Annotated in this window: 25 protein-coding genes; 9 read left to right on the top strand and 16 right to left on the bottom strand. The window is 70.3% G+C overall.

Annotation, left to right across the window (positions count from 1 at the left end):
* Positions 1 to 104: 104 nt before the first annotated feature.
* On the top strand, positions 105 to 872 hold the full coding sequence (locus tag HCU73_RS10570; RefSeq protein WP_168623428.1) for an ORF6N domain-containing protein: 768 nt from the start codon (positions 105 to 107) through the stop codon (positions 870 to 872).
* A gap of 4 nt (positions 873 to 876) precedes the next feature.
* On the opposite strand, the gene HCU73_RS10575 is transcribed toward HCU73_RS10570, so the two are convergent.
* Positions 877 to 1,365: a peroxiredoxin gene (locus HCU73_RS10575; RefSeq protein ID WP_168623429.1), complete on the bottom strand. Its 489-nt coding sequence runs from the start codon at positions 1,363 to 1,365 to the stop codon at positions 877 to 879.
* An 85-nt stretch (positions 1,366 to 1,450) separates the two neighbouring features.
* On the opposite strand from HCU73_RS10575, the gene HCU73_RS10580 reads away from it, so the two are divergent.
* Genes HCU73_RS10580 through HCU73_RS10590 form a run of 3 tightly spaced genes read left to right on the top strand, consistent with a single transcriptional unit; the run spans position 1,451 to position 3,891 of the window.
* Complete coding sequence (locus HCU73_RS10580) at positions 1,451 to 2,659, top strand: NAD(P)/FAD-dependent oxidoreductase (protein WP_168623430.1); 1,209 nt, start codon at positions 1,451 to 1,453, stop codon at positions 2,657 to 2,659.
* Positions 2,660 to 2,662: 3 nt separating this feature from the next.
* Entirely contained in the window at positions 2,663 to 3,229 is a 567-nt protein-coding gene (gene rsmD / locus HCU73_RS10585) for a 16S rRNA (guanine(966)-N(2))-methyltransferase RsmD (RefSeq protein ID WP_168623431.1), read from the top strand.
* Complete coding sequence (locus HCU73_RS10590; protein WP_168623432.1) at positions 3,226 to 3,891, top strand: HAD-IA family hydrolase; 666 nt, start codon at positions 3,226 to 3,228, stop codon at positions 3,889 to 3,891. The genes rsmD and HCU73_RS10590 overlap by 4 nt, the downstream gene beginning before the upstream one ends.
* Here HCU73_RS10590 and HCU73_RS10595 read toward each other — a convergent pair.
* Complete coding sequence (locus HCU73_RS10595) at positions 3,879 to 4,937, bottom strand: TRAP transporter substrate-binding protein (RefSeq protein ID WP_168623433.1); 1,059 nt, start codon at positions 4,935 to 4,937, stop codon at positions 3,879 to 3,881. The genes HCU73_RS10590 and HCU73_RS10595 overlap by 13 nt on opposite strands.
* Before the next feature lie 226 nt (positions 4,938 to 5,163).
* Between HCU73_RS10595 and recQ the strand changes: the two genes are divergently transcribed.
* Positions 5,164 to 7,206 carry a DNA helicase RecQ gene (gene recQ, locus HCU73_RS10600; protein ID WP_168623434.1) on the top strand — a complete coding sequence of 681 codons (2,043 nt, stop codon included), beginning with the start codon at positions 5,164 to 5,166 and terminating at the stop codon, positions 7,204 to 7,206.
* On the opposite strand, the gene tspO is transcribed toward recQ, so the two are convergent.
* The 3 genes from tspO to HCU73_RS10615 are packed head-to-tail and all read right to left on the bottom strand — an operon-like array spanning position 7,203 to position 10,275.
* Positions 7,203 to 7,676 carry a tryptophan-rich sensory protein TspO gene (gene tspO / locus HCU73_RS10605; RefSeq protein WP_168623435.1) on the bottom strand — a complete coding sequence of 158 codons (474 nt, stop codon included), beginning with the start codon at positions 7,674 to 7,676 and terminating at the stop codon, positions 7,203 to 7,205. The genes recQ and tspO overlap by 4 nt on opposite strands.
* Positions 7,677 to 7,693: 17 nt before the next feature.
* A complete protein-coding gene (crtB, locus tag HCU73_RS10610; protein WP_168623436.1) occupies positions 7,694 to 8,719 on the bottom strand; it encodes a 15-cis-phytoene synthase in 1,026 nt (341 codons plus the stop codon).
* Positions 8,716 to 10,275: a phytoene desaturase gene (locus tag HCU73_RS10615; RefSeq protein ID WP_168623437.1), complete on the bottom strand. Its 1,560-nt coding sequence runs from the start codon at positions 10,273 to 10,275 to the stop codon at positions 8,716 to 8,718. The genes crtB and HCU73_RS10615 overlap by 4 nt, the downstream gene beginning before the upstream one ends.
* Positions 10,276 to 10,410: 135 nt before the next feature.
* Between HCU73_RS10615 and crtA the strand changes: the two genes are divergently transcribed.
* From crtA to bchO, 4 genes are read left to right on the top strand one after another with little or no spacing between them, the layout of a single operon-like run.
* Entirely contained in the window at positions 10,411 to 11,148 is a 738-nt protein-coding gene (crtA, locus tag HCU73_RS10620; protein WP_168623438.1) for a spheroidene monooxygenase, read from the top strand.
* An 11-nt stretch (positions 11,149 to 11,159) separates the two neighbouring features.
* A complete protein-coding gene (bchI, locus tag HCU73_RS10625; protein WP_168623713.1) occupies positions 11,160 to 12,164 on the top strand; it encodes a magnesium chelatase ATPase subunit I in 1,005 nt (334 codons plus the stop codon).
* Positions 12,161 to 13,864 carry a magnesium chelatase subunit D gene (locus HCU73_RS10630; protein ID WP_168623439.1) on the top strand — a complete coding sequence of 568 codons (1,704 nt, stop codon included), beginning with the start codon at positions 12,161 to 12,163 and terminating at the stop codon, positions 13,862 to 13,864. Before bchI ends, HCU73_RS10630 begins: the two co-directional genes overlap by 4 nt.
* Positions 13,861 to 14,727: an alpha/beta fold hydrolase BchO gene (gene bchO / locus HCU73_RS10635; protein WP_168623440.1), complete on the top strand. Its 867-nt coding sequence runs from the start codon at positions 13,861 to 13,863 to the stop codon at positions 14,725 to 14,727. Before HCU73_RS10630 ends, bchO begins: the two co-directional genes overlap by 4 nt.
* Positions 14,728 to 14,781: 54 nt before the next feature.
* Here bchO and HCU73_RS10640 read toward each other — a convergent pair whose 3' ends face one another.
* The 11 genes from HCU73_RS10640 to bchL all read right to left on the bottom strand — a co-directional run bounded on the left by HCU73_RS10640 (position 14,782) and on the right by bchL (position 23,709).
* A complete protein-coding gene (locus HCU73_RS10640; RefSeq protein WP_168623441.1) occupies positions 14,782 to 15,225 on the bottom strand; it encodes a c-type cytochrome in 444 nt (147 codons plus the stop codon).
* A gap of 80 nt (positions 15,226 to 15,305) precedes the next feature.
* On the bottom strand, positions 15,306 to 16,517 hold the full coding sequence (gene hemA, locus HCU73_RS10645; protein WP_168623442.1) for a 5-aminolevulinate synthase: 1,212 nt from the start codon (positions 16,515 to 16,517) through the stop codon (positions 15,306 to 15,308).
* Positions 16,514 to 17,329 carry a putative photosynthetic complex assembly protein PuhE gene (gene puhE / locus HCU73_RS10650; RefSeq protein ID WP_168623443.1) on the bottom strand — a complete coding sequence of 272 codons (816 nt, stop codon included), beginning with the start codon at positions 17,327 to 17,329 and terminating at the stop codon, positions 16,514 to 16,516. The genes hemA and puhE overlap by 4 nt, the downstream gene beginning before the upstream one ends.
* Positions 17,329 to 18,459, bottom strand: coding sequence for a magnesium-protoporphyrin IX monomethyl ester (oxidative) cyclase (gene acsF / locus HCU73_RS10655; RefSeq protein ID WP_168623444.1), 1,131 nt, complete (start codon positions 18,457 to 18,459; stop codon positions 17,329 to 17,331). Before acsF ends, puhE begins: the two co-directional genes overlap by 1 nt.
* Complete coding sequence (locus HCU73_RS10660) at positions 18,456 to 18,752, bottom strand: hypothetical protein (RefSeq protein ID WP_168623445.1); 297 nt, start codon at positions 18,750 to 18,752, stop codon at positions 18,456 to 18,458. The genes acsF and HCU73_RS10660 overlap by 4 nt, the downstream gene beginning before the upstream one ends.
* 3 nt (positions 18,753 to 18,755) lie before the next feature.
* A complete protein-coding gene (puhC, locus tag HCU73_RS10665) occupies positions 18,756 to 19,244 on the bottom strand; it encodes a photosynthetic complex assembly protein PuhC (protein ID WP_168623446.1) in 489 nt (162 codons plus the stop codon).
* A 6-nt stretch (positions 19,245 to 19,250) separates the two neighbouring features.
* A complete protein-coding gene (gene puhB, locus HCU73_RS10670; protein WP_168623447.1) occupies positions 19,251 to 19,898 on the bottom strand; it encodes a photosynthetic complex putative assembly protein PuhB in 648 nt (215 codons plus the stop codon).
* A 66-nt stretch (positions 19,899 to 19,964) separates the two neighbouring features.
* Positions 19,965 to 20,744, bottom strand: a complete 780-nt coding sequence (gene puhA / locus HCU73_RS10675) for a photosynthetic reaction center subunit H (protein ID WP_168623448.1) — start codon at positions 20,742 to 20,744, stop codon at positions 19,965 to 19,967.
* 27 nt (positions 20,745 to 20,771) lie between these two features.
* The gene (locus HCU73_RS10680; RefSeq protein WP_168623449.1) at positions 20,772 to 22,202 is read right to left on the bottom strand and encodes a PucC family protein; all 1,431 of its coding nucleotides are present in this window, start codon (positions 22,200 to 22,202) and stop codon (positions 20,772 to 20,774) included.
* Positions 22,199 to 22,891: a magnesium protoporphyrin IX methyltransferase gene (gene bchM / locus HCU73_RS10685; RefSeq protein WP_168623450.1), complete on the bottom strand. Its 693-nt coding sequence runs from the start codon at positions 22,889 to 22,891 to the stop codon at positions 22,199 to 22,201. Before bchM ends, HCU73_RS10680 begins: the two co-directional genes overlap by 4 nt.
* Positions 22,891 to 23,709 carry a ferredoxin:protochlorophyllide reductase (ATP-dependent) iron-sulfur ATP-binding protein gene (gene bchL, locus HCU73_RS10690; protein ID WP_239025545.1) on the bottom strand — a complete coding sequence of 273 codons (819 nt, stop codon included), beginning with the start codon at positions 23,707 to 23,709 and terminating at the stop codon, positions 22,891 to 22,893. The genes bchM and bchL overlap by 1 nt, the downstream gene beginning before the upstream one ends.
* Positions 23,710 to 23,802 lie beyond the last annotated feature (93 nt).

Below are 23,802 nucleotides of genomic sequence, written 5' to 3' on the forward strand. Positions count from 1 at the left end.
TTTCGCGCGGGCCCCGTTGCGGGGGCCGGTCCCTCTTGCGGGCTTGATCGCGGGGCATGTCCATGGTCGGTTGAGATCACAGATTGTGATTTCAAAGCTTGACGATGACCGACACGGCGCCGATCCCCGTCTACCAGCTGCGTGGCTACGCCATCGCCCTCGACAGTGACGTGGCAGAGCGCTTCGGCGCGAAGACCGGCCCGTTCAACCAGACCGTCAAGCGCAACCTCGACCGGTTCTCCGAGGAGTTCGCGTTTCAGCTGACGCCCGAAGAATGGAGCAACTTGAGGTCACAGATCGTGATTCCAAGTGGCCATGGCGGGCGGCGGACGCTTCCTTGGGCCTTCACCGAGCATGGTGTCGTGATGGTGGCGACCCTTCTGCGCACCGAGGCCGCGATTGCCGCCTCGCGCATCATCGTGCAGAGCTTCGTCGCCTCGCGTCGTGCGGCGGGCCTGCTCGATGAGCCGGGGCGCACCCTCCCCCGACCGGTGCCGGAGACAGGCGGCCCACTGGCCGGCCGGATCGACGGCATGATCGCCCGCATCCTCGACACCATCGCCAATGACGAGGAAGGCACCACCGTCCGCGAGGAGAGCCGGGCGCTGAACTCCCGCAGCCTCGGCGCGATCCGCGCGCATCTGGATGCGAAGGGCATCGAGAACGACCGGACCGTCGCCGAGATCCGGAAACTGATGGCCGAGATCGAAACCATCGACGCCGACGTGGTCTCGAAAACGATCGAGGCCGATCACCGCCGCCTTGCGTTGCTGGCAAAGCAGCTCCAGCTGGTGATCGGCCTCCAGGCCTATCTCGACCGGGGTGAGGTGGAGGCCTTTCTCGGCCTCCTCCGCGACCTGTCCGGCAACTGACGCCTCAGATCTGCTCCAGCAGCGTCTCGCCCGCCGACAGTTCGCACTGGCCCGGGCCTTCCTCGACGTTGATCACCTTGACCACGCCGTCCTCGGCATAGAGCGCGTAGCGGCGCGAGCGGTCGTAGAAGCCGGCGCCCGCGGCGGTCCAGTTCAGGCCGATCGCCTTGGTGAACTCGGCGCCCGCGTCGCCCAGCATGGTGATGCCGGCCTCGGCCGCGCCGGTGTCCTTGCCCCAGGCGGCCATCACGAAGGGATCGTTGACCGAGACGCAGATGACCTCGTCCACGCCCTTGGCGTCGAACTGCGCCTTGGTGCGGATGAAGCTCGGCACGTGGGCGGCGGTGCAGGTGCGCGTGTAGGCGCCCGGCAGCCCGAAGATCACCACCTTGCGGCCCTTGACCTTGTCGGCCATCTTCACGGCCTCGGGCCCGTTCGCACCGAAGATCAGGAGCGTCGCATCGGGCAGCGTGTCGCCGGCGGAAATGGTCATCTGTGGGGGTCTCCCTCGCTTGTGAATCCGTTTCGACGGCATATAGGCTGACGGCCACAGGCAGCCAACGCGAAAAGGTGGGGCAATGGACAGGATCGTGGTGGTGGGCGCCGGCCAGGCCGGGGCGTCCTGCGTGGCGAAACTGCGGGCCGAGGGCTTTGCCGGGGCCATCACCCTGATCGGCGAGGAAGCCGCGCCGCCCTACCAGCGCCCGCCCCTGTCCAAGGCCTACCTGCTGGGCGAGATGGCGCTGGAGCGGCTCTACCTGCGGCCCGAAAGCTACTACGCGGACAACGCCATCGACCTGCGCCTGGACACCCGCGTCGCGGCCATCGACCGCGCCGGCAAGACGGTGACGGCGGGCGGGCAGACCCTGCTCTACGACGCGCTGGTGCTGGCCACGGGGTCGGTGCCGCGGCGGCTGCCGGCCTCGGTCGGGGGCGACCTGCGGGGCGTCCATGTCGTCCGCACGCTCCGCGACGTGGACGCGATGGAGCCGGGGATGCAACCCGGCCGCCGCGCGCTGATCGTGGGGGGCGGCTACATCGGGCTCGAGGCCGCCGCCGTCGCCCGCAAGCGCGGCATGGAGGTCACGCTGATCGAGATGGCCGACCGCATCCTGAGCCGCGTCGCCTGCCCCGAGACCTCGGACTGGTTCCGCGCGCTGCACCGCGGCCACGGCGTGGAGATCCGCGAGGGGGTGGGCCTGACCTGCCTTGTCGGTGTCGACGGGCGGGTCACCGGCGCGATCTTCTCGGACGCGACCGAGCACCCCTTCGACATGGTCATCGTCGGCATCGGCATCGCGCCCGCGACCGCGCTGGCCGAGGCCGCGGGGCTGGACATCGAGAACGGCGTCAAGGTGGACGCGCAGGGCCGCACCAGCGACCCGGCGATCTGGGCCGCGGGGGATTGCGCGAGCTTTCCCTACAAGGGCGGGCGCATCCGGCTGGAAAGCGTGCCGAACGCCATCGACCAGGCCGAGGCGGTGGCGCGCAACATCCTCGGGGCGGGCGAGGAGTACGTCGCGCAGCCGTGGTTCTGGTCGGACCAGTATGACGTCAAGCTGCAGATCGCGGGGCTGAACGCGGGCTACGACCACGTCGTCGTCCGCGACGGCGGCGCGGCGCGGTCGCACTGGTACTACCGGGGCGACACGCTGCTGGCCGTCGACGCCATGAACGACCCGCGCGGCTACATGATCGGCAAGCGCCTGATCGAGGCCGGCCGGTCGCCCGCGCCCGAGGTGGTGGGTGACGCGGGGCAGGACCTGAAACCGCTGCTGAAGGGCTGAGCCATGCGGATCGTCGCGGGGCGGCTGAGGGGCAAGAAACTGGCCGAGGTCGGCGCGGGCGACGCCCCCGCGCATCTGCGCCCGACCACCGACCGGGTGCGCGAGAGCCTGTTCAACCTGCTGACCAACGGCAAGCACGGCGACCCGGTCACGGGGGCGCGGGTGCTCGACCTTTTCGCCGGGACGGGCGCGCTTGGGCTCGAGGCACTCAGCCGGGGGGCGGCGCATGTCACCTTCGTCGATGACGGAACGGCGGCGCGGGCGCTCCTGCGCGAGAACATCGGCCTCTGTTCCGCGCAGGGCGTGACCAAGGTGTTCCGCCGGGACGCCACCGACCTCGGGCCGGTCAAAGGCGCGGGCTTCGACCTCGTGTTCCTCGACCCGCCCTACGGGCAGGGGCTGGGGGAACGCGCGCTCGCCTCGGCGCTGGCCGGCGGCTGGATCGCGCCCGGCGCGCTGGTCGTCTGGGAGGAAAACGCCCCGCCCCTGCCGCCGCCGGGCCTGACGCTCCTCGACCAGCGCAGCTATGGCGGCACCGTGCTGACCCTGCTCAGAAAGGATGCCCCGTGACCCGGCCAAGCCTTGTCATCTTCGACTGCGACGGGGTGCTGGTGGACAGCGAGACCGTGTCGAACCGCGTGCTGGCCGACAACCTCGCGCGGCACGGGCTGCGCCTGTCGCTGGCCGACACCATGGCGACCTTCATCGGCCGGAGCATGGTGGGCGTCCGCGACACCGCGCTGGACATGGGCGCCGAGCTGCCCGGCGACTGGATCGACCTGATCTACGCCGAGACCTACGCCGCCCTGCGCGCGGGTGTCGAGGTGATCGCGGGCATTCCCGCCTTGCTCGACCGGCTGGACGCGACCGGCATCCCCTACTGCGTCGCCTCGAACGGCAGCGCCGAGAAGATGGACATCACGCTGGGGCAGACGGGGCTGGCGCCGCGCTTTGACGGGCGGCGCTGGTCGGCGCACGAGCTGGGCGTGGCCAAGCCCGACCCCGGCCTGTTCTTCCACGCCGCCGCCGCCGAGGGCGTGGCGCCGCCCGGCTGCGTGGTGGTGGAGGACAGCGCCAGCGGCGCCGAGGCCGCCCACCGCGCCGGGATGCGCTGCCTCGGCTACGTGCCCGAGGGACACCCCGACCGGCTGAGCGCCTGGGGGGCGACGGTCATCCGGCGGATGGATGCCGTCGCCGCCCACATTGGCCTCGGGCCCGATCAGTCGGTGTAGGGCCCCGGCGCGCTGCCGGTTTCCGCGTCCACCGCCGCCCGCGCGGCGGCCACCAGCGCCGCCCCGTCGAGGCCGCGCGCCGTGACCTCGGCGATCCAGTCGGCGATGACCGCATCGCCCAGCGCGACGATCTCGGCGGTCAGCTCGGGCGACATCTCGGCGATGGTGTTGCCCGATTCCTCCATGGCCAGCCGGCCCTCGGCGTCGCCGATGTCATGGGCGCGGCCCGCCCAAGCCGAGGCCATCAGCCCCGAATTGGCGTCGATCACCGCGCGCAGGTCGGGGGCCAGCCCCTCGTAGACGGCCCGGTTCATCGCCCAGAGGAAGTAGAGGTTGTAGAGCGAACGGTCGCCCGCCACGTCGGTGTGGCTTTCCACCAGCTCGTCCAGCCGCAGCGACGGCGCCTGTTCCCAGGTGATCACGCCGCCGTCGACCACGCCCCGCGACAGCGCCTCGGGGAAGGCCGGCACCGGCATCCCCACCGGCGTCGCCCCGAGCCGCTCCAGCAGCAGCGTCGCCGCCCGCGAGGGGCCGCGCAGGCGCAGCCCGTCGAAATCCGACAGGGTCTCGATCGGCGGGCCCTGCAGGTGGACAAGGCCGCGCCCGTGCATGTGCACCGCGATCAGGTGGACGTCGGCGAAGTCGTCCATCAGCCAGTCCTGCGTGAAGGCCCAGGCGGCGCGGCTCGCCTCCTCGGCCGACTTGGTGGTCATGAAGGGCAGTTCCAGCGCCTCGGCCTCGGGGAAGCGGCCCGGCTGGTAGCCGGGGATGACCCAGCCGCCGTCGATCACGCCGTCGCGGATCAGGTCATACTGGTCGGGCGCGGCCCCGCCGAGCTGCATGAAGGGGTAGATTTCGACCCGAATCCGCCCGTTCGACTGGGTTTCGATGGCTTCGGCCCAGGGCTGCATGAAATGGGTGGGGTTGGCGCTGGCCGGCGAGACGAAGTGCTGGAAACGCAGCGTCACCTCGGGCTCTTGCGCCGGCACGGGGCCGGCAAGCGTCAGGCCCGCGAGGGCGGCGGTCAGGGTCCGGGCGAGTTTCATGGGTGCCCCTCCTTTTCTGGTCGGGTCAGGGTGCCGCTGCGTAAGGCAGCGGGACGATGGATGTAAGGGGACGCTCTGACGCGGCCAAGGGCGGGGCTGCGGGGAATATCTTGTGGATGTTCCCTTGACCCACCCCCGATCTGGCGTGCGGGCCTTGTTAACCCGACCTCAACATGGAACAGTCAGAAAAAACGAGCGACCCAACGACAGCACAGGCGAGCCCCCCATGCAGGACGCGCAGGCGCAGCTATCCTCCGTTTTCGGATTCTCGGCCTTCCGCCCCGGCCAGGCCGAGATCGTGGAGGCGGTGGCGGCGGGCCGGAACGTGCTGGCGATCATGCCGACGGGCGGGGGCAAGTCGCTGTGCTTCCAGCTGCCCGCGCTGATGCGGCCCGGCGTGACCGTCGTCATCTCTCCCCTCATCGCGCTGATGCGCGACCAGGTGCGCGGGCTCACCGAGGCCGGCGTGGTCGCGGGCGCGCTGACCTCCGGCAACACGCCGGAAGAGACCGAGGCGGTCTGGGCGGCGCTGGAGGACGGCACGCTCAAGCTTCTCTACATCGCGCCGGAGCGGCTGGCCTCCTCGGGCACGGAACGGATGCTGCGGCGCGCGGGCGTGTCCCTGATCGCCGTGGACGAGGCCCATTGCGTCAGCCAGTGGGGCCATGATTTCCGCCCCGACTACCTGCGCATCGGCGAGTTGCGCCGCGCGCTCGACGTGCCGCTGGCGGCCTTCACCGCGACCGCCGATGCCGAGACGCGGGAGGAGATCGTCCAGCGCCTGTTCGACGGACAGCCCCCCGAGACCTTCCTGCGCGGCTTCGACCGGCCGAACCTTGCCCTCGCCTTCGAGGTCAAGACCAACCCGCGGAACCAGATCCTGTCCTTCGCCGCGGCGCGCAAGGGGCAGTCGGGGATCGTCTATTGCGGCACCCGCGCCAAGACCGAGACGCTGGCGCAGGCGCTGCGCGAGGCGGGGCACACGGCCTGCCACTACCACGGCGGCATGGAGGCCGAGGACCGCCGGGTGGTCGAGACCCGCTTTTCCACCGAGGACGGGCTGATCGTGGTGGCGACCATCGCCTTCGGCATGGGCGTCGACAAGCCCGACATCCGCTGGGTCGCGCACGCCGACCTGCCCAAGTCGATCGAGGGCTACTACCAGGAAATCGGCCGCGCGGGGCGCGACGGGGCGCCCGCCGACACCATGACGCTCTACGGCCCCGACGACATCCGGTTCCGCCGGAGCCAGATCGACGAGGGCCTCGCCCCGCCCGAGCGCAAGGCGGCCGATCACGCGCGGCTGAACGCGCTGCTGGGTCTGGCCGAGGCGCTGGGCTGCCGGCGGCAGGTCTTGCTGGGCTATTTCGGGGAAACGGCCGAGCCCTGCGGCAACTGCGACCTCTGCGCCAGCCCGCCCGACCTGTTCGATGCCACCACGCCGGTGCGCAAGGCGCTGTCGGCGATCCTGCGCACGGGCGAATGGTTCGGCGCGGGGCACCTGATCGACATCCTGATGGGCACCGACACCGACAAGATCCGCGAGCGCGGCCATGACCGGCTGCCGACCTTCGGCGTCGGCACCGAGTTCGACAAGCGCGGCTGGCAGGCCGTGTTCCGGCAGATGGCGGCCCATGACCTCGTGCGCCCCGACCCGGCCCGCCATGGCGCCCTGCGCATGACCGAGGCGGCGCGGCCCATCCTGCGCGGCGAGGCGGGCATCACGCTGCGGCACGACACGATCAAGGCCGCGCCGCGCAAGCCGCAGGTCAAGATGCTGGTCGCCGAGGAGGATGCGCCGCTCCTGTCCGCGCTCAAGGCCAAGCGCCGCGCGCTGGCCGAGGCGGCGCGGGTGCCGGCCTATGTCATCTTCACCGACCGGACGCTGATCGAGATGGCCGAGACGCGGCCCGCGACGCTGGACCAGATGGCCCGCGTCAACGGCGTCGGCGCGTCCAAGCTGGAGAAATACGGCGCGGCCTTCCTGTCGGTCATCACCGGCGAGACGCCCGCGGGGCTGCACCCGGCGCGGCGGAAACTGGCCGGGCGCGACGCGGGTGCGCTCTACGACCGGCTGCTGGCCGTGCAGGCGGAACTGGCCCGCGGCGAGACCGGGACGGACAAGCCGATGACCTGCTCGTCCTCGCAGCTGGCGAAGCTGGCCGAGGCGAAACCGGCCGATCTGGGCGCGCTCACGCGGCTGTTGGGGGAACGTCACGCCGAACGCTTCGGCGACGCCTTCCTCGAGGTGCTGCGCGAGGCCGGTTAACCCGTGGCCTGCGCGGCCTCGTTGGGATTTCGCGCCCAGACGCTGGCGTTCAGGGCGCCCGCGATCGTGACCCAGATCAGGTAGGGCACGAACAGCGCCCCGGCGATCCAGTCCAGCTGCCAGAAGCTGACCATCGTGCCCGCGACCGCGATCCAGAGGCCGAGCATGATGACGAAGGCCGCGCGGATGCGGTGCAGGCCGAAGAACACCGGCGTCCAGAGCGTGTTGAAGGCGATCTGCATCGCCCAGAAGGCCATGCCGTAGGCGCTCCCCTCCAGGGGCGCGACGCGGGCGGCGGCCACGGCGGAGGACAGGTAGAGCACCGTCCAGGTCACCGGGAACACCCAGTCGGGCGGCGTCCAGCCGGGTTTCGACAGGCCGCGATACCACGCGCCCGGCATGAACATCGAGCCGGTCGTGGCAGCCGCGCCGCAGGCGGCCAGAAAGATGGCGAACAATCCCCAGTCCATGGGGATCAGATAGGGCGTCAGGCGGTCCGCGCCAAGCGCGCATCGCCGCGGTCGCGCGCCTCGAGCTGGGTCAGGACCGACAGCACGTTCTCGCCCCAGCCGGTCTTGGCCGCGTCGGGATGCGCCGCGGCCTCGACGAGGAAAGCCACCTCTTCCAGGGGTTTCGCGTAGATCACCGCGCTTTGCGGAAAGGCCGTGACCACCCCCGCCCGGATCACCGACCAGCCGAGGAGGCGCATCTTCTGCCCCCGCGTGGTGAAGGCGCGGCGGGTCACGCTGTCATGCCCGTTCCGCGCCAGCTGCCGGCCGATGGCGTCGTAGCAGTGCCGCGCGGCGAAGATGCCGGGGCGGGCGGCCAGCGGCAGCGCCTTGATCCCCGCCTCGGACCGGAGATAGAGCCGGTCGGCCTCGGCCAGCAGGCGGCGGACCATGCGGCGGATCTGCGGCGAGGGTTTCGGGTCGGCGAGGAAGGCGGCGGGGTCGATCCCGGCCTCCTCCAGCCAGTCGGTGGGCAGGTAGAGCCGCCCGGCGCGCGCATCCTCGCCCACGTCGCGCGCGATGTTGGTCAGCTGCATGGCGACGCCGAGGTCGCAGGCCCGGGCCAGCGCCCGCGGGTCGCGCACCCGCATCAGAACGCACATCATCGCCCCCACCGCCGAGGCGACGCGGGCGGAATAGCCGCGCAGGTCGGACAGGGTGGCGTAGCGCCGCTCCATCCCGTCCCAGGCGAGCCCCTCGAGCAGCGCCTCGGGCAGTTCCCGGGGCATGTCGTAGGTCTCGACCAGCCCGGCAAAGGCGCGGTCGGCCGGCGCGTTCCGGGGGCGACCCGAATAGGCCAGATCGAGCCTGTCGCGGAGCGCGAGGACGGCCGCCACCTTGTTCTCGCCGAAGTCGACCTCGTCGTCGGCCACCCGGCAGAAGGCATAGAGCGCCAGCGCCGCGTCGCGGATGTCGGCGGGCAGGAGGCGGGACGCCGCGTGGAAGGAATACGACCCCTCGCGGATCGCGTCCCGGCACCATGCGAGATCGGCGTCCTGCATCATTCCGCGGCCACCTTGGTTTCCGTCGTTACCCGCACCACGGGGCGCGGCGCGTCGGGGACCAGCTGGGTCAGCACCTCGGACGAGGTCACGACCGAGGGGATGCCGGCGCCGGGGTGGGTGCCCGCGCCGACGAGGAACAGGTTGCCGAACTCCTCCGAGATGTTGTGCGGCCGGAACCAGGCCGACTGGAAGATGCGCGGCTCCAGGCTGAAGCCCGCGCCATGCGGGCTCAGGTAGCGGCTCTCGAAGCTGGCGGGCGTCAGGATGTGGCTCGCCGACAGGTGATCCTCGAAGCCGGGAATCAGCTGCTCGTTCAGCACCTGAGCGAGACGCTGGCGGTAGGTCTCCTGCATCTCGGCCCAATCCACCGAGTCCTTCCCGTGCAGGTTCGGCACCGGGCTGAGGGCATAGAAGGTGTCGTCGCCGCGGGGCGCGACGCTGGGGTCGGTGACGGACGGACGGTGCAGGTAGATCGACATGTCATTGGCGAGGTGCCGCTTCATGAAGATGTCGTTCAGGAGACCCCGATAACGCGGCCCGTTCAGGATGGTGTGGTGGCCCACGTCGGCCCATTTCCCCGCCGTGCCCTTCGTCCCGAAGTACCAGACGAACAGGCCCATCGACCAGCGCGACCGGTTCAGCCGCGCGGGCGTCCAGCGGCGCTTGACCTGCTTGCGCAGGAGCCGGTCGTAGGTGTGGCCCGGGTCGGCGTTCGACACCACGATGTCGGCGGCGATACGCTCGCCCCCGGTCGTCACCACGCCGGTGGCCTTGCCGCCCTCCACCGTGATCTCGTCCACCTCGACGCCGCGGCGGACGGTGCCGCCCTGCTCCGTCACCACGCGGGCCATGGCGTCGGCCATCGCCTGCACGCCGCCCATGGCGTAGTGGACCCCGAATTCCTTCTCGAGGTGGCTGACGAGGATGTACATCGATGTCACGTGCGTCGGGTCGCCGCCGATGAAGAGCGGGTGGAAGCTGAGCGCCATGCGCAGCCGCGGGTCACGCACGCGGGCGGCGGCATGGCCGTAGACGGAGCGGTCGGCGCGGAGCTTCACGAAACCCGGCAGTTCACGGATCAGGTCCATCAGCCTGTTCATCGGGCGCCGGCCCAGCCCCTCGAAGCCGAACTGGTAGCGCGCCTCGCTGTCCTTGAGAAAGCGGCGGTAGCCCGGCACGTCGCGGGGCGACAGGCGGCGGACCTCTTCGATCATCGCGGCCTCGTCCTGCCGCACGGTAAAGACCGACCCGTCGCGCCAGCGGATCTCGTAGTAGGGATCGACCGGGCGCAGGTCGACCTCGGCGTCGAAGTCGCGCCCGCATTCGGCCCAGAGCTGGCGGAACACCTGCGGCACCGTCACGATGGTCGGCCCGAGGTCGAAGCGGTGCCCGTTCTGCGTGACCGAGGACCCGCGCCCGCCGACCCGGTCGAGCCGGTCGAGCAGCGTCACCCGGTAGCCCTTGGCCCCCAGCCGCATCGCGGCCGAAAGCCCGCCCAACCCCGCCCCGATCACGATCGCACGGGAGGGGCCGGCGGCATCTGGTCCTATGGTCATTCCGGGCCTCACACTGTCTAGTCTGATTTACAATATGTCACGCGAGTGCCATTTGCCAAGACAATCCGGACGCGAATTCCCTTTCCAACGCGCGACCAATATGTCAGACTAAGTTGACACATGGAGAGACCGGCCATGCAATCCGTCACCCTGAGCCTGTATCGTTTCGGCTCCGTTCCTGCGCGCGCGTGGGCCCTGTTCCAGATGGGCCCCGCCCGATTCGCCCTGCGCGCCATCCGCGACATCGGCACGGTAAAGCTGTGCGGCTCGGGCGTGGGCGAGGGGTTCACCCCGGTGCCCGACACCTCGGTCTACGCGATTCTCGCCACCTGGCCCGACCACGACAGCGCCCGCCGCGCGATGTTCGGCACCCGCGTGTTCCGCCGGTATGCCGAGATGGCGGACGAGACGCTGACGATCTTCCTCACCCCCACCTCCGCCCGCGGGCGCTGGGACGGCGCGCAGCCCTTCACCCCGCAGGACGCGGCCAGCGACGGCCCCGTCGCCGCGCTGACCCGCGCCACGGTCAAGCTGCGCAGCGCCGGCCGCTTCTGGCGGCAGGAGCCCGAGATTTCGCGCGCCATCGGGCAGGACCCGAACGTGCTGTTCAAGATCGGGATCGGGGAGCTGCCGCTGGTGCGGCAGGCGACCTTCTCGATCTGGCCCGACACCCGCAGCATGGCCGCGTTCGCCCGCGCCGACGGGCCGCACGCCCGCGCCATCCGCGCCGTGCGCGAAGGCCATCTCTTCAAGGAAGACCTCTACGCCCGGTTCCGGGTCGATGCCCTCGAGGGCACATGGGCGGGCGAGACACCCGACCTGACCCGCGCGCCGCAGACCGTGACCGACCAGATGAAAGTTGCCGCCGAATGAAGGATTTCGCCCTGACTGGCCCGTTCCCCTTTTCCGCCATCGTCGGGCAGGAGGACATGAAGCTTGCCATGGTCCTCACCGCGATCGACCCCGGCATCGGGGGCGTCCTGGTATTCGGCGACCGCGGCACGGGCAAGTCCACCGCCGTCCGTGGCCTCGCCGCGCTGTTGCCGCCGATCGAGGCGGTCGCGGGCTGCCCGGTGAACTCGGCCCACGAGGGCGAGATCCCCGACTGGGCGCAGGTCGCCGACCGCGCCGTGGTGGAAAAGCCGACGCCGGTGATCGACCTGCCGCTGGGCGCGACCGAGGATCGCGTCGTGGGCGCGCTCGACATCGAAAAGGCCCTGACGCGGGGCGAAAAGGCGTTCGAGCCGGGGCTGCTGGCGCGTGCCAATCGCGGATACCTCTATATCGACGAGGTGAACCTGCTCGAGGATCACCTCGTCGACCTGCTGCTCGACGTGGCGCAATCGGGCCAGAACGTGGTCGAGCGCGAGGGGCTGTCGATCCGCCACGCCGCGCGATTTGTGCTGGTCGGCTCGGGCAACCCCGAGGAGGGGGAGCTGCGGCCGCAGCTGCTCGACCGCTTCGGCCTGTCGGTCGAGGTGGCCAGCCCCAAGGACATCGACACCCGCATCGCCGTGATCCGCCGCCGCGATTCCTACGACCGCGACCCCGGCGGGTTCCTGGCCGAGTGGCGGGGCGAGGACATGGCTCTGCGCCAGCGCATCCTCGACGCCCGTGCCGCCCTTCCCGGCGTCGCGGCCGGCGACGAGGTGCTGCGCGATTGCGCGGCGCTCTGCGTGGCGCTCGGGTCGGACGGCCTGCGGGGGGAACTGACGCTGCTCCGCGCCGCACGGGCGCTGGCGGCCTTCGATGGCGCCGACACGGTCACCCGCGACCAGCTGCGCCGCGTGGCGCCCTCGGCGCTGCGCCACCGCCTCCGCCGCGATCCGCTGGACGAGGCGGGGTCCACCACCCGCGTGCTGCGCGTGGTGGAGGAGGTGCTGGCGTGAGCGCCGGCGAGGAGCGCTGGCAACGGGTCAACCTGGCGCTGGCCTGCTTCGCGCTCGACCCCGCCGCGCTGGGCGGCATCTGGCTCCGCGCCCGCGTCGGGCCGGTGCGGGACCGGGTTCATAAAGGTCTCGAAACCGCCTTGCAGGGTCTGACACTGCGCCGCCTGCACCCCGGCATCGGCGACGACGCGCTGTTCGGCGGCGTCGACCTGGGCGCCACGCTGGCCGAGGGGCGCGTGGTGCGCACCCGCGGCGTGCTGGGCGACCCGGGCGTGCTGGTCATGCCGATGGCCGAGCGGGTGAAACCCGGCCTCGCCGCGCGGCTGGCCGCCGCGCTGGACGGGCGGACCGGCCTGTCGCTCATCGCGCTCGACGAGGGCGCCGAGCCCGAGGAGACGCTCCCCTCCGCCCTCGCCGACCGCCTCGCGATCCATCTCGATCTGGCGGATCAGAGCCTGTCCGACGCCCCCGACCTGTCGCTCGACCCCGCCGCCTTGGCCGAGGCCCGCGCGCTCCTGCCCCGCGTCACCCTCCCCGAGACCGCCATCGCGGAGCTGGCCGAGGTCGCTGCCCGCCTCGGCATCCGCTCGCTGCGCGCCCCCCTTCAGGCGCTGGCCGTCGCCCGCGCCTCGGCCGCCCTGTCCGGCGAGACCGAGGTGGACGGCCCCGACCTCGTGGTTGCCATCGAGCTGGTCCTCGCCCCCCGCGCCACCCAGATCCCCGACACGCAGGACAACGCCCCCGAGCCGGAACCCGAGCCGCCCGAACCGCCGCAGCAGGACGACCAGCCGCAGGACAGCGAGCCGCAGGACGAGATCGACCTGCCCCCCGTCGAGATGCTGCTGGAGGCCGCCCGCGCCATGCTCCCCCCCGACCTGCTGGCGCGCCTGCAGGCCGGCCGCGCCGCGCGGCACGCCCCCGGCGCCAACGGCACCGGCGCCGCGAAGAAGGGCAACCGACGCGGCCGCCCCCTGCCCTCGCGCCCCGGCCGGCCCGGCGGCGAGGCGCGGGTGGACCTTGTCGCCACGCTGCGGGCCGCCGCGCCGTGGCAGCCGATGCGCCGCGCGCTGACCGAGCAGCCCGATCGGCTGCACATCCGCATGTCCGACATCCGCCTGCGCCAGTTCGAGGAAACCTCGGACCGCGCGATCATCTTCGTGGTGGATGCCTCGGGCTCCAGCGCCATGGCCCGCATGGGCGAGGCCAAGGGCGCCATCGAGCTGTTGCTGGGCGAGGCCTATGCCCGGCGCGACCACGTCGCCCTGATCGCCTTCCGCGGCGACGGATCCGAGGTGCTGCTGCCGCCCACGCGGTCGCTGGTGCAGACCAAGCGGCGGCTGGCGCTCCTGCCCGGCGGGGGCGGCACGCCGCTGGCGGCGGGGCTGAAGGCGGCGCTGGAGCTGGCGCAGCTGGCGCTGGGCAAGGGCATGACGCCTTCGGTCGCGCTGCTGACGGACGGACGGGCCAATGTCGATCTCGGCGGAATCGCCGACCGGGCGCAGGCCGGCGCGGATGCCACCGCGATGGCCCGCGCGATCCGGGCCCGCGGGCTGCCCGGGCTGGTGATCGACACCGGGCTCCGGCCCACGCGGGGCCTCGACGCGCTCGCCCGCGAGATGGGGGCGCCCTACCTGCCGCTCCCGCGCGCCGATGCACGCGCCCTGTCGGCGGCGGTCGATGCGTCGCTGACCCCGGCATGACCCCGGATCTGCCGCCCGAGGACTGGCCGCACCGCGCGGCCAGCCGGATCGTGGCCGCCCGCCCGCACCGCTGGCATGTGCAGGTCACGGGCGCGGGGCCCGATGTCCTCCTGCTGCACGGGGCCGGGGCGTCGTCGCACAGCTGGGCGCGGCTGGTGCCCGACCTGACGCGCCGGCACCGCGTCATCGCGCTGGACCTGCCCGGCCACGGCTGGACGCGCAGCCCGCGCGGGCGGGCGCGGCTGGCGGACGTGGCCCGCGACATCGCCACGCTCTGCGCGCAGGAGGGGTGGGCGCCCGAGGTCGTCATCGGCCATTCGGCGGGCGGCGCTGTCGGTCTCGAACTGGCGCGTCAGGGTCTGATCACGCCCCGGCGCATCGTCGTGGTGAACGGCGCGCTGGAGGATTTCCGGGGTGCGGCCGGCGTCCTGTTTCCGATCATGGCCAAGGTGCTGGCGCTCAACCCCTTCACCGGGCTCCTGATCTCGCAGGGCAGCCGGTCGCTGAGCCAGGTGCGGTCGATCCTCGCCTCGGCCGGCACCGAGCTGGACGAGGCGGCGCTGGCCCCCTACGCGCGGCTGATCCAGCGCCGGGCCCATGTGGACGGCACGCTCGCCATGATGGCGCAATGGTCGCTGGAGGACCTGAACCGGGCCCTGCCGGGGATCGGCACGCCGACCCTGTTCCTGCACGGCGAAAAGGACGGCGCGGTCGCCGTGCGCGTGGCCGAACGCGCCGTGGCGGCGATGCCGGATGCGCGGCTTGTCGTGCTTGCCGGGGTGGGCCACCTCGCCCACGAGGAGGCCCCCGCCGAGGTCGCCGAGCAGATCGCCCAGTTCACGGCAGGGGCTGCCGCGGAATGACGAAGGGCGCCCCGGCACGGGGGCGCCCTTCGATCGAGGTTTGGTCGGCGTGGCTTATTCGGCGGCCAGCGACGCGAGGTAGGCGTAGAGGTTCACGGCGTCCTCCTCGGAGCGCACACGGAAGCTCATCGCGCCGCGGAGCGAGTTGTCGCCGGTGGCCTCGCGGATGTAGCCGGTCGGATCGAGCACGTAGGCCGTGAAGGTTTCCTCGGTGATCATGATGCCGGCTGCGTTCAGCGCCTGCATGCCGGGCGACCAGCGGAAATCATCGCCGGTGCCGAACACTTCGCCCGCGACGCCGTACAGGTTCGGGCCGGTGCGCGCGTTGCGGCCGGCCAGCGTGTCGCCGGCTTCGTTCTGGACGACGTGGCAGGCCACGCACTGGTTGAACAGGCGCTCGCCGGCGGCGGCGTCGCCCGAGGCGGCATGGGCGTCAGCCATGGCCATGGGCGCGGAGAGGAGCGTTGCCGCCGCAGCAAGCACGATTTTGCGACTCATCAGGTAGTCTCCCTTCAGAATGGTCCCGTGCGGGTTAAACTATGTCGTTCACCGCAGGGTCCAGTGGTTTTTTGCCACATTTACGCGACCGCGTGGGCGATCGCGCACTGTTTCCAGAGAGTCTTGAGCGCCAGCACGAGGTATTCGATGTCCTCGTCCGTGTGCAGCGGGCCGGGCGTGAAGCGGAGTCGCTCGGTGCCCTTGGGCACGGTGGGGTAGTTGATCGGCTGCACGTAGATGCCGAACTGCTCCATCAGGATGTCCGACAGCATCCGGCATTTGACCGGGTCCTTCACCATCACCGGGATGATGTGGGACGGGTTCCGCTCGTGCGGGATGCCCTCGGCGTCGAGGCGCGCGCGCAGGCGGGCGACCTGCCGTTTCTGCATGTCCCGCTCGTAGGAGCTTTCCTTGAGGTGGCGGATCGAGGCGGTGGCGGCCGCGGCCACGGCGGGCGGCAGGGCGGTGGTGAAGATGAAGCCGCTGGCGAAGCTGCGGATGAAGTCGACCAGCGCGTGCGACCCGGTGATGTAGCCGCCGACGACGCCGAAGGCCTTGCCCAGCGTCCCCTCGATCAGGGTGATGCGGTCCATCAGCCCCTCGCGCTCGGCGACGCCGCCGCCGCGGGGCCCGTACATGCCGACCGCGTGGACCTCGTCGATGTAGGACATGGCGCCGTGCTTGTCGCAGACGTCGAGGATTTCCTTGATGGGCGCGATGTCGCCGTCCATCGAGTAGACCGATTCAAAGGCCACGATCTTGGTCGCGTTGGCGGGCAGCGCCGCCAGCTTGCGGTCCAGGTCCTCGGGGTCGTTGTGCTTCCAGATCACCTTCTGGCACCGGGCGTGGCGGATGCCCTCGATCATCGAGGCGTGGTTGAGCGCGTCCGACAGGATCACCGCGTTCGGCAGGCGGCTGCCCAGCGTCGACAGCGCGGCCCAGTTCGACACGTAGCCCGACGTGAACAGGAGCGCGGCCTCCTTGTGGTGCAGGTCGGCCAGCTCGGCCTCGAGCTGCTTGTGGTGCCAGGCGTTGCCCGAGATGTTGCGCGTGCCGCCGGCGCCGGTGCCGCAGTCCTGCACCGTGCTGACCATGGCCTCGATCACCTTGGGGTGCTGGCCCATGCCGAGGTAGTCGTTCGAGCACCAAACGGTGACCTCGCGCTGGCCCTTGGAATGGTTGGTGACGCGGGGAAACTCGCCGCACTTGCGCTCGAGTTCCGCGAAGATGCGATAGTTTCCCTCCTGCTTCAGGGTGTCGAGCTGGGCTTGAAACAGCTTGTCGAAGTTCATCGGGCTTCCTCGCTTGGCAGTATGGCTTGGTTGGGCGCGGGACGTGCAGGCAGCATCCAGCGCCATAGTTTCTCGTCGGGGAGCGGGAGCACCATGAACCAGTGTTCCAGCAGGGCGAGCGCGGTCAGCGCGCTCAGGAGGGCAAAGCCAACGATGTCGGCTTGGCTGTCGGCGCCCCAGATCCGCTCCAGCCAGCAGGCGACGGTAAAGCTGAGGCCGGTGATCGAGATCGGGAAGAGCCAGTTCATCCGCGCGGTGCGGAAATGGCTCGGCAGGTGGTTCAGGTGTTCGGGGATGAACTCCACGTTGATCTTGCGGACCCCGAGGTAGAGGTTGAGCTTCGCGCTGATGCGCGCCGCGAAGAGGACGGCAAAGGTCCACATGCCGAACTGGTTCGGCTGTTCGTAGCTGGCCAGCACCAGCGCGATCAGCGTGAAGGCCAGCAGCATCTCGTGATAGGCGATCGTGCCCCAGGCGCGGATGAAGCGTTCCCATTCCGGCACGCCGGCCTTGAGCGGCTGGCGCACCGGCCCGGTGATGACACCGGTCAGGAACGCCAGCTCGATCCACCCCCAGAGCGCCAGCGCCGAGAGGAAGGCGATGTAGACGCCCGCCACGCTGTCGTTCCCGAGGGTGTCGATGAAGCCCACCCCGCCCAGGACGAGGAAGGGGAGGTTCCACAGCACGGCCCAGAGCCGGGCCTTGGCCCCTTCCTTGTCCGCCCGCCGCACGGCGAGCAGGATCGCCCCGGTGGAGAACCACCAGAGGAACAGGGCGACCAGCGCCGCGATCCAGGGCGAGGCGAGGGTCATCAGTAGGCGGGCTCCAGCCGGGTTGAGACGGGCGGGTCATTCGGCACCGCCGGGATGGTGAACAGGCCGATGAAGGCCGCCGCCGCCCGCACGCGGGCCCCGAGGCCGCGGAAAAACTGCTTCTTCTCCACCGCTTCGGCGAGATCGGCATTGGCCCGCTGCAGGGCCTTGAGGCCCGGCATCCAGCGCGGGTGGTCGATGTCCAGCGTCAGCGGGAACACCTGCTTGGAGATCTCGCTGGTCTTGCGGAACACCTCCTGCCCGTACCAGTCGGTGTCGACGCCCAGCGCCTCGTGGAAGGCCGGGCGCTGGTGGTCGCGCACGTACATCGTGGCGTAGACCGCGGTGAGGAAGAACTTGATCCAGTAGCGGTTGATGCCGCTGGTCAGTTTCGGGTCGGTCTTCATCAGAAGGGCGAAGGCCTCGCCATGGCTGAACTCGTCGTTGCACCACTCCTTGAACCACTTGAAGATCGGGTGGAACCGGTGCTCGGGGTGCGCCTCGAGGTGGCGGAAGATGGTGATGTAGCGGGCGTAGCCGATCTTCTCGCTGAGGTAGGTCGCGTAGTAGATGAACTTGGGCTGGAAGTAGGTGTACTTCTTGGCCTGGGTCAGGAACCCGAGGTTCACCGCGATCCCCGCCTCGCGCAGCGCATCGTTGATGAAGCCGGCGTGCCGGGCCTCGTCGCGGGCCATCAGCTGGAACAGCGTGGTGATGTCCTCGTTGTTGCCGCGGCGCTTCATCTCCTTGTAGAGCACGCAGCCCGAGAACTCGGCCGTGCAGGACGAGATCAGGAAATCGATGAACTCGGCCTTGAGCTTGGGCTCCATGCCGTCCCAGTCGATGTGGTCCCAGTCCTCGTTCTTCTTGAAATGGCCCCGGTTCGGGTCGCTCTTCATCTGCGCGATCAGCTTGTCCCAGTCCTTGCGCACCGGGCTCACGTCGATCGCGTCGAGCTTGTCGAAATCGGTGGTGTAGAAGCGCGGCGTGAGCAGCGTGTTGCGCATGGCCACGGCCGTCGCGCTTTCGCTGTCGATCACCGCCTGGCGGTAGTTGCCGGCCTCCAGCGCGTCTTCGACATTGGTCGCGTCTGCGGAGTGGACGACGGGGGCGTCATGGACGTCTTTCATACCGAGACCTCCTCGCTGAAGGAAAATTCGCAGAGTTCCATGAACTCGAAATCGCCGGTCATCCGGGTCCAGAGCTGTTCCAGCCGGGACGCGCGGGTGATGCGGGCGATGCGCTCCTCGCGCACGACCTCGCCATAGGGCGCCATCACCGGCGGGCCCTGTACCTGGACCTCGTCACCGGGGTTGATGACGGCGCCGTTCAGGAACTTCACGTGCGCATGCAGGCTGTCGAAGCAGTGGCTGACCTCCACTTCGCAGGGCGCGGTTTCGAACTCTTTGGTGAGCCATCCCATGGGTCATTCCTCCAGCAGGCGGGCGAACACCCGCTCGTTGTCCGCCCCGAAGCCGAAGAGCTCGGCCCGGAAGTCGGTCAGGTCGTCGCGGAGCCCGATGCGCCCGTCTGAAAAGCGCACCAACCGGATGGGTTCCGACGCATGGAGGCCGACGGCCCCCCTCTCCCGCTCCAGCACGCGGTAGATGCCGGCGACAAAGCCGCCTTCTGTGGGGCCGAGGTCGGCGATGACGTTGCCGTCGACGTCGAGCACCCGCGCCGATCCGTCCATCTCTCCGAAGATGCGGATCAGCCGTTCCTGCACCGCCGGGACCTCGGCCTCGGAGGGCGGCATCGCCTCCAGCGGTCGGTCGGTCAGGCGGGCGTAGGCCACGATGATGAGAACGCAGACGCAGAGCACGAACATCGCGCGGACGAGGATGGCGGGCACCATCTCCTTGTCGCGCTCGACCAGCTTCTGCTCCGCCTTGGTGTAGCTGCGGGTGTAGGCCATGGTCGGTTACTCCGCGGCGACCGGCCGGGCGGCCGGGACGGTTTCGATGACGGGCACCGAGACGGCGGTCTCCGCGGCCTCGGCGAGGATGCGGGCGACCTTCTCGGCCTCGGGGATGCAGCGCAGCGCGGGCTGGGTGTGCTTCATCTTCCACGGCCGCACATGAGGCCAGGTCAGCACGTAGGACAGCCGCGCGCCGTCATCCTCCATCAGCTCCAGCGCGATGGTGCCGGTGCCGTTCCTGCGCAGGCCCAGCTCGGCGTTGGCGAGTTTGCGGAACGGCAGGTTCAGCGTCATGGTCAGCGCCGCGCCGATGCGCATCGCCACGCGCTTGTTGGTGATGGTGTAGACGGTCGCCTTGGCCTGCACGAAGGACACCAGCGCCAGCAGCGCCAGCACGATGGCCCCCAGCACCAGGAAGAACGAGGCGGCGGTGGCGCTCTCGACCCAGCTCTGGGTCGCGGCGCCGGCGACGGTGCGCCAGGCGAAGAGGAAGGCGAAGTAGCCCGCCACCCACCAGAAGCTGAGGCTCTCGCGGGCAAGCTGCCACCAGGCGGGCTGGCCCTGCCAGAGGATCTCCTCGCCCGTGGGCAGGGCCTCGGGCAGGCCGCGCACCGGCTCGGTGGCGAAATCGTCGTGATGGTCTTTGGGCATCGGTCGTTTCTCCTTCCGGGTCTTGGTCCGGCGCGCGGGGTCTGGCCGCGCGCCGGTCGTCTGGGGTTACAGGAGCGGGTCGATCCGGTCCTGCGACGCGTAGAGAATGCCGCCGCCGTAGTAGGCAGAGATCTTCTCCTCCTCGAGGAGCGTGACCTGGGTCGGCGCCTTGGTGACGGGGACGCCGGCGAAGTGCTTGCCGTAGATGGCGTTGATCTTCACCTTCCCGCCCCAGATCCGGCAGAAGTGGATTGGCACCAGGCGCGTGCCGCCGCCATGATCCGCATCAAGCTCGATCTCGAGGTAGCGGACCAGCTGCTCGGGGGCGTCCACCCACATGTCGCTGATCGTGCCCACCACGGCGTTGTCGCCGGCGACCACGGGCATCCCGCGCGGGTCGCGCCCGGCCGAGACGCGGAAGGTCTCGGTCTGGCCCATCGGGACGATCTTGGCATGGCCGTGGCCGTCCAGTTCCGGCACGTCGCGGCGCGGCACCCAGGCGCCGGGGCCGACACCGTCGGCCAGCGGATCGCCCGAGGGGTCGAAGGGGTAGCCGTTGGCGGCGTTGGTGCGCGTCAGCGCCAGGTCGGCGCGGCGGTGCGCGGCCTCATTCTCGGGCGAGGGCACGGTGACCTCGCCGCGGCCGTGCATCAGGCGGAAGGTCTTGGGGTTCGGAACCGGAAAGGGGCCCTGGTTTGGGGCGGCGGTGCCGTCCTCGTTTTCCAGCGGGTAGCCTTCGCGCATGTTCTCGGTCTGCAGGTAGTAGATCAGCAGGGCGAAGAAGATCCAGAACAGCCAGATCGACAGGCTGGAGAGGTCGAAGTTGCCGAAGAATACGTTTTCCATGGGATTGTCCTCTCGGGTTCGGCGGTTTCAGGTGGGCAGGTCGGCGAGCCCGAACTTCCCGGCCCCCCCATCCCTGTCGGTGGTTGCGGTACGCACCAGCGGCCCGAGGGCCACCAGCGTCACGAAAAGCAGCAGGATCTCGACGTGGTAGACCACCGAGTAGCCGGTGGCCGGATTGTCGAGCGCGACACCGAGGTGCCCCTGCGTCGCGGCGGCGTTCACGAGGTCACGCAGGCCGCCGCCGATGGCGGTGGACAGCCCCGCGGCCGTCGCCTGCGCCGCGCCCCAGGCGCCCAGCGCGAGGCCGCGGCCGGCCTTGCCCGCGGGCATGGTCATGGCGGCCGTCAGGGTCGAGACCGCGAACAGCCCGCCGCCGAAGCCGATGAACAGCGCGCCCGTGAAGAACAGCGGCGCCGAGCCCATCGGGTTCGAGAAGATCACCGCCGAGAAGGCCGCGACCCCGGCGAGGATGCCGCGCGCGCCCATGCGGTAGGGGTTGATGCCCGCGGCCAGCCAGCGCGCGGCCAGCGCGAAGCCGACCAGCGCGCCGGTGGCCCAGCTGGCCGTCAGCAGCGTGGTCGAGGACACCGACAGGCCGAGGATCTCGCCGCCGTAGGGCTCCAGCAGCACGTCCTGCATGTTGAAGGCCATGGTGCCGAGGAACACGACCGCCAGCAGCCGGCCGGCGGTGCCGCCCGACGCGTAGTCGGCCCAGGCGGCGCGGAAGCTCGGCCCCTCCTCCTCGCGCTCGGCGCGGGTCATCGGGCGGACGCGCTCCTGCTTCCACAGGGCGATGACGTTCAGCACGACGGTGACGACGGCGGTGCCCTGGATCACCTGGATCAACTCGATCGGGGTGAACTGGCGCAGGAGGTAGCCGATCACGATGGCCGACCCGCCCATGCCGATCAGGAACATGACGTAAAGCAGCGCCACGACCCGCGGCCGGGTCTCGTCGGTGGCGCGGTCGGCGGCGAGGGCCAGGCCGGCCGTCTGGGTCATGTGCATCCCGAGGCCGGTCATCAGGAAGGCAAGGCCGGCCAGGATCTCGCCGGCATAGGGAATGGGGTAGCGGACCTGCGTGACCTCGCCGCCCAGCACCAGGAGCGCGGCGGGCATGATGGCGAGGCCGCCGAACTGCCACAGCGTGCCGAACCACAGGTAGGGCACGCGCTTCCACCCGATGGCGGACTTGTAAGTGTCGGACTTGAAGCCGAGCAGCGCGCGGAACGGCGCGATCAGCACCGGCAGCGCCACCATCATCGCGACGAGGAAGGCCGGCACCTGCAGTTCCACGATCATCACGCGGTTCAGCGTGCCCAGCAGCAGCACCGCCGCCATGCCGACCGACACCTGGAACAGCGACAGGCGCAGCAGGTCGCGCAGCGGGAAATCCTCCGACGCGGCATCCGCGAAGGGGAGGTAGGCGATCGAGATGCGCTTCAGCAGGTTCTTCATGCCCGGTACTCGAGGCAGGTGGAGATGTAGAAGCCACGGCTGACGCGCGCGACCTCGGTGATGGCGCCCGCCGCGCCCTGCGCCGCGGTTTCGCGCGCGAGGCGGGCCGGCGAATGCGGGATCATGGTGGGCGACCGGTCCGAACGCGGGAACAGCTTGCCGAGGGTCCAGAAGGCCATCAGGAAGGCGGTCCGCGGCGCGACGGTGAACACGATGCTGTCGCGCACGCGCGGGCACAGGTGCGCCAGCGCGCGGCCGAGGTCGGGCGCCTCGTAGTAGATCATCGAATCCATCGCCATGACGTGGTCGAAGGCGCCGAGGCCGTCCGACAGCATGTCGCCCGAGGTGAAGGTCACCTGCGGCGCCAGCGTCTCGGGCAGGCGCTTGGCCGCGATCTCGACCAGGGCGGGCGAGATGTCGATGGCGACCACCTCGGCGCCCCGACGGGCCAGTTCCTCGGTCATTGCCCCGGTACCGCAGCCGGCGTCGAGCACGCGCTGGCCGGTCAGATCCGAAGGCAGGCGGGACAGCATGATCGCCCTCATCCTGTCCCGCCCTTCACGCACGGTCTGGCGGATGCCGGACACGGGCGCATCGGAGGTCAGCCGCTCCCACGTCTTGGTGGCGGTGCGGTCGAAGTATTCCTCGACGCGGTCGCGCGTGGCGCCGTATGTGGGCGTCGCAACCATCAATCGAACCCCAGCAGTTCAAAGATGTGGCGGTCTTCCAGCGGCGCAGGCGCCAGCGGGTCGGTGCCCCGCCACAGGAGTTCCGCGAGGCGGATGTATTCGGCGCGGCACTGCACGATGTCCTCGTCGTCGGGCATCTCGAACAGCGTCTTCTTCTTCAGCCGCGAACGGCGGATCGCATCGACGTCCGGCATGTGCGCGATGCGCTTGAACCCCACGGTGTCGCAGTAGCGGTCGACCTCGTTGGTTTCCTTCGACCGGTTGGCGACGCAGCCGGCCAGCCGCACGCTGTAGTTCTTCGACTTCGCCTGCACCGCGGCGATAATGCGGTTCATCGCGTAGATGCTGTCGAAGTCGTTGGCCGTCACGATCACCGCGCGGTCGGCGTGCTGGAGCGGCGCCGCGAAGCCGCCGCAGACCACGTCGCCCAACACGTCGAAGATCACGACGTCGGTGTCCTCCAGCAGGTGGTGCTGCTTCAGGAGCTTGACCGTCTGGCCCACGACATAGCCGCCGCAGCCGGTGCCCGCGGGCGGGCCGCCGGCCTCGATGCACATGACGCCGTTGTAGCCCACGGTCACGAAGTCCTCGGGGCGCAGTTCCTCGGCGTGGAAATCGACCTCCTTGAGGATGTCGATGACGGTGGGCTGCAGGTGGCCGGTCAGGGTGAAGGTGCTGTCATGCTTGGGGTCGCAGCCGATCTGCAGCACCTTCTTGCCCAGCCGGGAAAAGGCGGCGGACAGGTTGGAGCTGGTGGTCGACTTGCCGATGCCGCCCTTGCCGTAGACCGAGAACACCTTGGCGCCCTCGATCTTCATCGTGTCGTCCTGGTGCACCTGCACCGAGCCTTCGCCATCCTCGCCCTTCTTCAGGACGGGCGGCGCGCCGAGGCCCCGTTTGGCCAGGCCCTC

The sequence above is a fragment of the Roseicyclus persicicus genome (assembly GCF_012395815.1).
Lineage (GTDB): Bacteria > Pseudomonadota > Alphaproteobacteria > Rhodobacterales > Rhodobacteraceae > Roseicyclus > Roseicyclus persicicus.